At 70.9% G+C, this 11,357-nt stretch carries 5 protein-coding genes; 3 read left to right on the top strand and 2 right to left on the bottom strand.

Going from position 1 to position 11,357, the window contains the following annotated elements; all coding sequences use genetic code 11:
• Nucleotides 1-116 precede the first annotated feature (116 nt).
• Nucleotides 117-716 carry a TetR/AcrR family transcriptional regulator gene (locus D7X12_RS00980; protein WP_120623384.1) on the bottom strand — a complete coding sequence of 200 codons (600 nt, stop codon included), beginning with the start codon at nt 714-716 and terminating at the stop codon, nt 117-119.
• Between the two features lie 109 nt (nt 717-825).
• The gene (locus D7X12_RS00975; RefSeq protein ID WP_208718751.1) at nt 826-2,703 is read right to left on the bottom strand and encodes an Ig-like domain-containing protein; all 1,878 of its coding nucleotides are present in this window, start codon (nt 2,701-2,703) and stop codon (nt 826-828) included.
• An 89-nt stretch (nt 2,704-2,792) separates the two neighbouring features.
• Between D7X12_RS00975 and D7X12_RS00970 the strand changes: the two genes are divergently transcribed.
• The 3 genes from D7X12_RS00970 (at nt 2,793) to D7X12_RS00960 (ending at nt 11,347) form a co-directional block, all read left to right on the top strand.
• Nucleotides 2,793-3,062, top strand: a complete 270-nt coding sequence (locus D7X12_RS00970) for a histidine kinase (RefSeq protein ID WP_120623383.1) — start codon at nt 2,793-2,795, stop codon at nt 3,060-3,062.
• Between the two features lie 129 nt (nt 3,063-3,191).
• Nucleotides 3,192-8,279: a non-ribosomal peptide synthetase gene (locus tag D7X12_RS00965; RefSeq protein WP_158619916.1), complete on the top strand. Its 5,088-nt coding sequence runs from the start codon at nt 3,192-3,194 to the stop codon at nt 8,277-8,279.
• Nucleotides 8,276-11,347 carry a type I polyketide synthase gene (locus tag D7X12_RS00960; RefSeq protein ID WP_120623381.1) on the top strand — a complete coding sequence of 1,024 codons (3,072 nt, stop codon included), beginning with the start codon at nt 8,276-8,278 and terminating at the stop codon, nt 11,345-11,347. Before D7X12_RS00965 ends, D7X12_RS00960 begins: the two co-directional genes overlap by 4 nt.
• Nucleotides 11,348-11,357 lie beyond the last annotated feature (10 nt).

The following is an 11,357-nucleotide window of genomic DNA, read 5'->3' as shown; positions in this document are numbered from 1 at the left end:
ACCGCCCCCAGGCTCCGCCCCGCCGCCTGCACGCCCCACAGCGCCATCTTCATACGAACGTTCGTGCTATTTTCCGCCATGACGAGGTCCTCCTCGAAGGACACTGCAATGAAAGGTCAGGAAGTAGGGGTGCGCGCGGCGGTGACGAGCGCGTCGAAGGCCCGGCGGGCTCGCGCCTCCGCCTGGGGGTCCCGCATCAGCCGCTTCGCGTGGTGGAAGCCCAACATCACCGCGTACTGATCATGCGCGAACTGCTCCACGTCCAGCGCCTTGCGGAAGTGGCCCTCCACCACCGCGATGCGCGCGGCCTGGGCCAGGCAGTCCAACCAGTCCCGCTGGCTCTGCACCAGCGTGTCGCGCGCGGGCCCGGGCGCGTCGTCCAGCTCCGCCGCCGCCGCCACGAAGATGCAGCCGCCCTCGAGGATCTTGTCGCGGTCCCACGTCAGCCAGCCGTCGAAGAGCGCCTGCACGCGGGGCTCGCCCCGGGGCCTGCCCAGCGCCGGGCGGACGACGCGCTCGGTGAAGAGGGCGGTGGCCGCCTCCAGCACCTGCACCTGGAGCTCCGTCTTGGACTTGAAGTGCGCGAACAGGCCGCTCTTGGAGAGGCCCAGCTCCTCCGCCAGCCCTCCAATGCTCAGCCCCTGCAGCCCCACCCGGCTGGCGAGCCGCACCGCGGTCTCCAGGATGGCCTGATGGGTGAGCTCGCCCTTGCGCATGACCCATTCATAGAACGGTCGTGCTTTTTCCGCAACTCCCCCTTCAGGGACCTCACACGGTCCATCGCGGCCTGTCGCTCGCGATGGACCTGGGGCGCGCCGTGGAAGCTCAGTTCCCCGTCGTGTCCACGGTGAAGGTGTGGGGTTCGGAGGGCGGGCTGACGTGGCCCGCTGAATCCTCCGCCTTGGCGCTCACCGTGTGAAGCCCCGGCGCCAGCGCGGTGGGCTGGGTGAAGCTCCAGGTGCCCTCGTCGGTGGCCGTGATGATGCCCACCCGGACGTCATCCACCAGGACCTTGATGGTGAGGCCGGGCTCCGTCCTCCCGCTGTAGGTCGGCAGGCTGTTGCTCGTCATCGAGCCGTGGGCCGGCGAGAGCACCTTCGGGACCGACCGCTTGATGCGCAACGTGACGGAGGTGAAGACCTCCACGGTGATCCCGTTCTCCGTCACCGGTTGACTCTCGACGCCCACCTGCTTGAGGTAGAGGTCGTCCGCGATGAAGCCCTTGACCGGCTCGGACGCCTGTTGCGGCTTGACGGGGATCCGCGCAGCCACCGTCGAGCCCATCGAGATGCCCGTGCAGCCCACGCACATGCCCGCGCGGTAGACGAACACCTCGCCGCCGTCGATCTGGTTCACGTCCGTGGTGCGTGACTTCGGCATGGCGACGAACAGCCGCCTCCCGAGGTCGGATCTTTCATAGACGGCGCCCAGCGCCACGCTGCTGCCGATGTCGACATTGCGGTTCACCGGTCGGAGCGTGAGGTCGGTGGAGCCCCCGTCTTCAATCGCCGCGTTGATCTTGATGAGGTCATGCTTCCGCGTCCACCCCAGCCAGTGGAGCTGCGGGAGGTTGTAGCTCTCCGACGGCAGCGTGCCCATGTAGGTGCTCGGGTCACCGCTGCTGTCAAAGACGCCATTGGCGTCGACCTTGTTGCCGTGCCCAAGGCCCAGGGAGTGCCCGGTCTCGTGGGCATAGTCTCGCTGCAGGCGGCTCGCGAGGGTGATGCGGCGCCCCCCACCGTGCGATTCCTCACACAAGCCCAGGGGCATCATGAGCACGTTCAGTTGCGCGTTCGAGCTGCTCTTCTTGAGGGCCTGGCTCTTCGCCTTCCCGCAGTCCCGGGTCGTCGGCACATTCACGGTCTGATCCGGATAGAAACGCATCCCCACCTGATGGTGCGACGCCCCGTCGAAGAAGTCATACATCTCGCGGATGTTGCCCCGGATTTCGCTCAGCGACGGCGTGACGCGACCGTCCATGACGACCCGGATGACCTTGACCGTGTGCGTCTTGTTGACCTGGTTCAGCCTGCCGTTGAAGTTCTTGACGCAGGTCGGCTCGTTGTCGGCGCAGTCATAGCGGTACGGCACCGCCCTCCGCGCGGAGGACTGGATCCGGAATGAGCGCACCTTGTCGTTCGCGCTCGCGCCGCTCGCGAACGACGTGTCGCAGAGGTTCGTGTCGGAGTCGATGTCGGTGGAGTCGCCGGTGCAGTCCACGCCCGCATGGAGCGTCACGGTCGTGCCCATCGGCACGTCGAAATAGGAGGCCTGCGCGCCGGTGACGGCGTAGCAGCCATCCAGCGTGGCCTCCTGCAGCACCTGGGAGTCCGCAAGACAATTGACGCGCACCCGGACGCTCGGCGGGCGCGGCGCGACGAGTTGCTCGCGCAGCGAGGTCCAGTTGGCGGACGTGCAGCGTCCCGCCTGCACCTCAGCGATGAAGAGCCCATCTTCGAGCTCCGGGTGTTCGTAGGTCTCGCACGTCTCCCACAGCTCGCTCCAATGCGCCCAATCGCAGGTGCCCGCTTCGGCATACCCCTGCACGCACGCGAGTGACGCCTCGAGCTCCGGAGAGAGGAGCGCCTGGTGGGTGGAGGCGACGGACGCGCTGCCCCCTGGAGCGGGGTCGCGTTCGAGCCGCGGCTCCACCACGCCATCACACCCTGTCAACAGCGCGCTCCCCATCGTCACGACAGCCATCAGGAATCTTCTTGTCATTCGCCCTCGTAACACCCTTCCGTTGAATGCCTCACACAGTGACCTGACAATGTTTTTCCTTCTCCAAGGGGTTGGCCCCCAGGCTGGACGCAAGCCAGATCAAGGCCGGCAAGCGCGTGTCGCTGAACGTGAGTGAATGCGACCTCCACGCCATCACCCTCCAGGCGCTGGAGGAGCTCTCCGCGGTGTTCACGGATCGCTTCGTGTTGAAGGCCGAAGGCGTGCTCAACCTGGTGGCGGACCCCACCGGGCTGCGCCGCATCGTGGAGAACCTGGCCTCGAACGCGGCGGCGCCGGAGCTGTTCTCGACCTTCTCCGAGTTCTCGCGCTTGCGCAGCTGAGACCTCCCCGCGGGGGCCGGGGGCTTGGGCTTCCTGCCGGCTGCTGGTAAAGCCTCCGGACTGACAGCGCCAACCCGCCTGTGCGGGCCCCCCGCACCCGGCGTGTCTACAGCGCCGGTCGGAGGCCCCTTGCTGCTCCCCCTCGTCCACCAGCTCGTCGAGCGACGCGCGACCGAGCTTCCCTCCCATGTCGCGGTGAAACACGGGGACGAGTCCCTCACCCAGGCGGAGCTGAACGCGCAGGCGAACCAGCTCGCGCACGCGCTGCGCGCGCGGGGTGCGGGGCCGGACTCCCTCATCGCCATCTGCCTCCCGCGAAGCGTGGAGCTGGTGGTGGCCGTCCTGGGCGTGCTCAAGGCGGGCGCGGCCTGGGTCCCGCTGGATCCCGCCTCCCCACCCGAGCGCCTGCGATACATGGCGGCGTCCGCGGGGGTGATGGCTGCCATTGGCTCGGGGCCGGCCGTGGAGCGGCTCGCGTTGGACGGCATCCCGGTCCTTTCGGCTTCGGCTCGGGAGTTCACGTCGTTTCCGGCCGTGAATCCGGACATCGACGTCCTGCCGGATCACCTCGCGTATGTCATCCACACCTCGGGCTCCACGGGGCTGCCCAAGGGCGTGATGATCAGCCACCGCGCCCTGTCCGCCTTCACGGCGTACCACTGCGGCACGTTCGCGCTGTCGCCAGCGGACCGTGTGGGGGTGATGGCCTCGCTGGGCTTCGATGCCCTGGTCATGTCCCTCCTGCCTTCGTTGGCCTCGGGCGCGCGGCTGGAGCTGCCGGTGGACGAGGAGACCCGCCTGTCTCCCCGGAAGTCACAGGAGTGGCTGCTGGCCCGAGGCATCACCTTCGTCTTCCTTCCGACCCCGCTCGCCGAGCGCCTGCTCCCGCTTGCGTGGCCGGAGTCCTGCGCCCTGCGACTGCTGCTCACCGGCGGAGACCGGCTGCACCTGCGCCCCCGGCCCGGGCTGCCCTTCCAGCTCGTGAATGGCTATGGCCCCGCCGAGTGCACCATCTACTGCACGTCCGACGTCGTGCCTCCCGCTGGGGAGTCGCGCGAGGAGCGCCTGCCCTCCATCGGTCATCCCATCGATGGCGCGGAGATCCACCTGCTCGACGCGGACCTGCGGCCCGTGGGCGCTGGAGAGACCGGGGAGCTGTTCATCGGAGGCCCGGGCCTGGCTCGCGGGTACGTGGGCGCGCCGGACCTCACCGCCTCGCGCTTCATTCCCCACCCCTTCTCGCGCACGGGCGGTGAGCGACTGTACCGCACGGGGGACCTCGGCCGCGCCTTGCCGGAGGGCTCGCTGGAGTTCCTCGGCCGCATCGACTCGCAGGTGAAGGTCCGGGGCATCCGCGTCGAGCCCGCGGAGATCACCGCCGCGCTGCTCACGCATCCGCACGTGGGGGCCGCGCACGTCATGGCGCGGAGCACCGGGGCCATGGAGGCTGCCGAGGACGTCTTCTTCGTGGCGTATTTCGCGCCCCGGGACGCGCGCGCCGTCCCCGGGACGGAGCAGCTGCGCGAGCACCTCCGGGCCTGGCTCCCCGAGACCATGATGCCCCGGACGTTCGTCGTGATGGACGCGCTGCCGCTGGGCCCCACGGGCAAGGTGGACACCCACGCGCTCCCCGCTCCCGCCGTCCATGCGAGCCGGAGCCGGGCCTACGTCGCGCCCCGCACGGAGCTGGAGCGCACGCTCGCGCGGGTGTGGCAGGAGGAGCTGCACCTGGAGCAGGTCGGCCTCCAGGACGACTTCTTCGAGCTGGGGGGACACTCGCTGCTCGCCACGCAGATCACCGCGCGCATCGAGGACGCGCTGCGCCTGCCCGTGTCGCTGCGGGAGCTGTTCGCGCACCCTCGCATCGACTCGCTCGCGGAGCTGCTGGAGTCACGGCGGGCCAGCCCCGCGAAGGATGTGCTGCCGCCCGTGGTCCGCGCCACGGGACTGGAACGGGCGCCGCTCTCCGTGCAGCAGGAGCAGGTCTGGTTCCTCCAGAAGCTGTCGCCCGACAGCATCTCCTACCAGGCGCAGACAACGCTTCGCGTGCTGGGCGGGCTGGACCTGGCGGTGCTTGAGCGCGCCCTCACGGAGATCACCCGGCGCCACGAATTGCTGCGGACGGCCTACGAGGAGGTCGACGGTCGGCCGTGGCAGCGCGTCCTGCCGGTGACGCCGGTGCGTGTTCCGCTGCTCGACCTGAGTGGGCTTCCCGGAGATGAGCGGGAGCGTCAGCGCGAGGAGGCCATCCGCGAGGAGCTGCGGCGTCCCCTCTCCCTCTTCGCGCCACCGCTGGTCCGCTGGAGCGCCCTCCGCCTGGCTCCGGACGAGCACGAGCTGATCCTCGTCGAGCACCACGTCGTCCATGACGGGGTGTCCTTCTCCGTGCTGATGCGGGAGCTGGACGCGCTCTACAACGCCTACCTGCGCGGTGAGCCCTCGCCGCTGCCGGAGCCGGGGGTGCAGTACCGCGACTTCGCGGTGTGGCAGCGCGCGGCGCTCGACGCCCCGGCCATGAAGGCGCAGCTCGCCTTCTGGCGTGAGCGGCTGGCCGGCGCGCCCGAGGTGCTGCCGCTGAGCACCGACCGCCCCCGGCCTCGCGTGCAGGGCTCCAACGGCGACCTGCTCCGGCTGGAGCTGCCCCCGGCCCTGCCTGGCGCCCTGCGCGCCTTCTGCCAGCGGGAGGGCGTCACCCTCTTCAACACCCTCTTCGCCGCCTTCGCCACGCTGCTGCACCGCTACACCGGGGAGCAGGACCTCTGCATCGGTTCGGCCTTCGCCTCCAGGGCCGGCATCCGGAACATCGAGAACGTCATCGGCATGTTCGTCAACGCCGTCGTCCTGCGGTGCGACGTCTCTGGCGCACCGTCGTTCCGGGAGCTGGTCCGGCAGGTGCGCGACGTCACCGCCGCGGCGGCGGAACACCAGACCTATCCCTTCCTCAAGCTGGTCGAAGCACTGGGCGTGAAGCGCGACCCCAGTCGCAACCCGCTCGTGCAGGCGATGTTCAGCTTCCACGACTCGGCGGTGATCAGTCCCCGCCTGGGCGGCGCGGCGTGCACCGTGTTCGAGCGGGGCAACGGCTCCTCGAAGGTGGACCTGGACGTCGTCGCCATTCCGCATGCCGGACGGCACCTGGGCGACAAGGCTCGCGGGGATGCCCGCATCTCGCTCATCTGGGAGTACAACCGGGACCTCTTCGACCGCTCGACGATGGAGCGGATGTCCACGCACTTCCTGCGGCTGCTGGAGGCCGCGGTGGCCAGCCCCGACGCCCCGGTGTCGCGCCTGCCGATGCTCTCCGACGCCGAGCGACAGGCCCTCCTGGTGGGACGGAATCCCTCCGCCGTGTCTGGCTTTGAACCGCCGGTGCATCAGCAGGTGCTGGAGCAGGCCGCGCGGACGCCCGACGCGGTGGCCGTGCGCGACGAATCGGGGCCCCTCACCTACGCGGAGCTGATCCGGCGCGCGACGCTGCTGGCCGAACATCTGTTTCAGCAGGGCGCGGGCGAGGAGACGGTCGTCGGCGTCTGCGCGCCCCGTGGGGCGGACCTGGCCACGGCGGAGTTGGGCGTGATGCTGGCGGGAGCCGCGTTCCTGCCATTGGATCCGGAGCATCCCGCCGAGCGGCTCGCGCTCCTCCTCGCCGATGGCGGCGTCCGCCAGGTCGTCACCACCGGAGCGCTTCGCGAGCGGCTCCCCGCCACGTTGGAGCGGGTGTGCGTCGAGGACTTCCGCGGCCCCGGCACGCCGCGCGGCGGCCTGCCCCCTGGCACCCAGCCCGGTTCGCTGGTCTACGTCATGTACACGTCCGGATCCACCGGGCGGCCCAAGGGCGTGATGGTGGAGCACGGCTCGCTGTCCAACCTCGTCGCGTGGCACCGCCGCGCCTTCGGCCTGGATGCGAGCAGCCGCACCACGCTCCTCTACTCTCCCGCCTTCGACCCGTCGGCCGCGGAGCTCTGGCCCGCGCTGACGGTCGGCGCGACGCTGCACGTCCCCGGACAAGACGTACGCCTGTCTCCGGAGCGGCTCCAGGCATGGCTCCTCTCCGAGCACATCACCTTCACGGACCTGCCTACCGCGCTCGCCGAGCGGCTGCTGGCGCTTCCCTGGCCGGCGGCGTCCGCGCTGCGCACGGTGCTCGCGGGCGGAGACCGGCTCCTCGCGCGTCCGGTGCCCGGGTTGCCCTGGCGGCTGTTCAATCAGTATGGCCCCACCGAGACCACCGTGACAGCCACGTCCGGCGAGGTGCTCCCCGCCGGCACGGACGCGGCGCTGCCCGCCATCGGCCAGCCCATCGACGGGGCCACGGCGTACGTGCTGGATGCGGAGCTGCAGCCCGTGCCCCTGGGGGTTCCAGGAGCGCTGTATGTCGGCGGCGCCGGCGTAGCGCGGGGCTACCTGAACCGTCCGGACCTCACCGCCGCGAGCTTCCTTCCGGATCCGTTCTCCTCGCGCCCTGGCGCGCGCCTGTACCGAACAGGAGACCGCGTGCGCTTCCGGCGGGACGGGATGCTCGAGTTCCTGGGGCGCATGGATGCACAGATCAAACTCCGCGGCTTCCGCGTGGAGCCCGCGGAGGTCTCCGCCGTGCTGCGCACGTGTCCGGGACTCGCCGAGGCCTACGTCCGGCCCTGGAGCGCTCCGGACGGAGAGCCACGGCTGGTGGGTTACCTCGTCCCCCGGTCGGGTCAGGCCATGCCGTCCCCGGCGCGGCTGCGCGAACACCTCTCCCGCGAGCTGCCGGCGTACATGATTCCCTCCACCTACGTGGAGCTGGCGGCGCTGCCGCTCACCCACGGCGGCAAGGTGGATGAGCGCGCATTGCCCGAGCCTCCCGCGGTGACGTCAGCGCCCCAGGCTCCGCTCGCGAACGAGCTGGAGCGACAGGTCGCCGGCCTCTGGTGCGAGACGCTGCGCCTGGAGCGCGTGGGCGCGGAGGACAACTTCTTCGACCTCGGCGGGCACTCCCTGATGCTGGCGCAGGTGCAGCACCTGTTGAAGGGCCGCCTGGGCCACGATGTGCCCATGGTGAAGCTGTTCGAGTTCCCCACCGTCCGGACACTCGCCGGGCATCTCCAGGGTCGGGACGATGGCGGGCAGGCCGCCGCCGCGCAGGAGCAGCGCCAGGAGCAACGCCAGAGTGGACGCGCGCGCCTGCTCGGCCGGCGGGGACGGCTCGCGTCGGACAGCGACCCGGAGGACGCGGAATGAGTGCCCCACTGGAGCTGGACGCGGAGGACCGCTCCGCGCACATCGCGGTGGTGGGATTGGCGTGTCGTCTTCCCGGGGCCGCCAACGCCGCGGAGTTCTGGTCCAACCTGGCTGGCGGCGTCGAGTCCATCACCTTCTTCGGCCCGGACGGACGCCCCTCCGAGCAACCTCTGGGAGAGAGCGCGGTGGGCGAGGAGGTGCCTGCCTTCGGCCTGGTGGCGGACGCCGACAGGTTCGACGCGGCGGCGTTCGGCTGCTCGCCCCTGGAAGCCCTGATGTTGGATCCGCAGCAGCGGGTGTTCCTGGAGTGTGCACGGGAGGCGCTGGAGGACGCCGGGTATGATCCCGCGCGCTATCGCGGCGCCATCGGGCTCTACGCTGGAGGCAGCGAGACGTCCTATCTGTCCACGCTGCGCTCGCGAAGGGAGCTGCTCGCGGGTGCGAGTGATTGGCAGCTTCGGCTGGCCACGGGCATGGACTTCCTCACCAGCCGGGTGGCCTACAAGCTCGGGCTGCGCGGCCCCGCGGTCACCGTGCAGACAGCCTGCTCCACGTCCCTGGTCGCCATCCACCTGGCGGCGCAGGCGCTGCTCGCGGGGGACTGCGACATCGCCCTGGCCGGTGGCGCGTCGGTGCACGCGCCGCCGCGCTTCGGCCACTACAGCGAGGGCGGGCCGCTGTCGCCGGATGGTCGCTGCCGTGCGTTCGACGCGCGCGCGCAGGGCACCGTGGGCAGCAACGGCGTGGGACTCGTGGTGCTCAAGCGGTTCGCGGACGCCCTGGCGGACGGGGACACGATTCGTGCGGTCCTCCGGGGCTCCGCCATCAACAACGACGCCGCCGGGAAGATTGGCTTTACCGCGCCCAGCGTGGAGGGACAGGCCAGCGTCATCGAGACGGCCTTGCGCGTCGCCGGGGTGGAGCCCGAGAGCATCACCTCCATCGAGGCGCACGGCACCGGCACGCGGATGGGAGACCCCATCGAGCTGGCCGCGCTGACGAAGGCGTTTGGCACCGACGCGCGGCACTTCTGCTGGTTGGGCTCGGTGAAGACAAACATCGGCCACACGGATGCGGCGGCGGGCGTGGCGGGCTTCATCAAGACCGTCCTCGCGCTGGAGCACCGGCAGCTGCCGCCGAGCCTGAACTTCGAGCAGCCCAATCCGGAGATCGACTTCGAGCACAGCCCCTTCCGCGTGAACACGCAGCTGCGGGACTGGGACACGGGCGGCCTTCCCCGTCGGGCCGGCGTCAGCTCACTGGGCATCGGCGGGACCAACGCCCACACCGTGCTGGAGGAGGCGCCCGCGCTTCCCGCGCCCGAGCGCTCGCGCACGCCGCAGCTCCTGGTGCTGTCGGCCCACGGTCCCGCCGCGCTGGGCCGAGCCGTGGACCGACTCGGGGGGCACCTGCGCGAGCACCCGGAGGTGCCTCTGGGTGATGTCGCCTGGACGCTCCAGGTGGGACGTCCCGCGCATGCGCATCGTACGTTCGCCGTGGGCCAGGACCTCCCCGAGGTCCTCCGCGGACTGGCGGAGCGGGCGGACGATGCGCGGCTGGAGCCGGGAGAGCGCCCGGTGGTGTTCATGTTCCCCGGCCACGGTGGACAACACGTGGGCATGGGCCGGGAGCTGTATGCGACGCAGCCTGCCTTCCGCGAGGCCGTGGACGAATGCCGCGCCCAACTCACCCCCGTCCTGGGGTTCGACCTGCGGGCGGTGCTCCACCCCGAGCCGTCGGACACCGCCGCGCTGGAGCTGGCCTCCGCGCGGATGGGCGAGTTCATCACCGGCCAGCTCTCCGTGTTCGTCATCGAGTACGCGGTGGCGCGGCTGTGGAAGCGCTGGGGCGTGAAGCCCGCCGCGGTGGTGGGACACAGCCTGGGGGCCTATGCCGCGGCCACGGTGGCCGGTGTGTTCTGCCTGGCGGATGCCCTGCACCTGGTCCTGGAGCGCTCCCGAATCCTCGCGAGCCTGCCCGCGGGCGCCATGTTGGCCGTGCCGCTGCCCGAGTCCGAGCTCGTGCCCCTGCTCCTGCTCCACGACGGGCTCTCCCTGGCGGCCGTGAACGGACCCGCGCAGTGCACGGTGTCCGGCCCGGTGATGGACGTCGAAGGACTCCAGGCCCGGCTGACGGCGCGCGGCGTGGAGTCGCGACTGCTGCGCATCCCGGGCGCCGGGCACTCGCCGCTCGTCGAGCCGTCGCTGGCCGCGTTCACCGCCTGCGTTCAACGTGTCGAGCGGCGGCCTCCGCAGCTGCCGTGGATCTCCGACCTCACCGGCGCCGTCGTCACCGCGGAGCAGGCCGTGGACCCGGCGTACTGGGCCGCGCACCTGCGCCACACCGTGCGCTTTGGCGATGCGCTGGGCACGCTGCTGGCGGGCCCGGCCAGTGTCTTCGTGGAGGTGGGTCCTGGACGGACGCTGGCGACGCTGGCGCGCCAGCACCCGGACGCGGGTGCGCACCTGACGGTGGCCACCCTCCCCCACCCCGCGGACACCACGTCCGACCTGATCACCGCGCTCACCGCGGCCGGGCGCCTGTGGGCCGCGGGCGTGCCGCTCTCCTGGCAGGGATTGCACGGGGGCTCGAAGCGGCGACGGGTGCCATTGCCGACGTACCCCTTCGAGCGCCAGCGCTATCTGGTCGAGGCGCCGGACGCACCCGCGCCCGTGCCGACACAGGCAAGCAAGGCGCAGCTGGCGGACGACACACCCGCTGAGTCCCCAGCCGTCACGACAGAGCTGCCCGAGGACCTGACCGTGCGGCGCATCGCCACCGCGTTCGCGGAGGTCCTGGGGCTGCCCCGGGTCGGCCTCCACGACAACTTCTTCGAGATGGGCGGCGACTCGCTGATGGCGGCGCAGCTCATCGCGCGGCTGCGCCCGCACGTCGCCACGCCCCTGCGGGTAAAGACTCTCTTCCGCGCGCCCACCGTGACCCGGCTGGCCCGCTTCGTCGCGGAGGCAGTTGCCGCGGAGGCGACGTCGGCGGGTGCAGCGCCATCCGAGACATCCTCCGAGTCAGCGTCCACCGTCAGCACGCGCCCAGGTCCCTCCTCGACATGACCACACCCCT

This window comes from Corallococcus sicarius, from assembly GCF_003611735.1.
GTDB lineage: Bacteria > Myxococcota > Myxococcia > Myxococcales > Myxococcaceae > Corallococcus > Corallococcus sicarius.
The sequence above is the reverse complement of the archived record's forward strand: the minus strand, read 5'-3'. Positions and strand labels throughout refer to the sequence as shown.

Bases quoted from the DNA above. Each gene is read 5' to 3' on its own strand.
- D7X12_RS00980 (WP_120623384.1), bottom strand. From the start codon at position 716: ATGCGCAAGGGCGAGCTCACCCATCAGGCCATCCTGGAGACCGCGGTG.
- D7X12_RS00975 (WP_208718751.1), bottom strand. From the start codon at position 2,703: ATGGCTGTCGTGACGATGGGGAGCGCGCTGTTGACAGGGTGTGATGGC.
- D7X12_RS00960 (WP_120623381.1), top strand. From the start codon at position 8,276: ATGAGTGCCCCACTGGAGCTGGACGCGGAGGACCGCTCCGCGCACATC.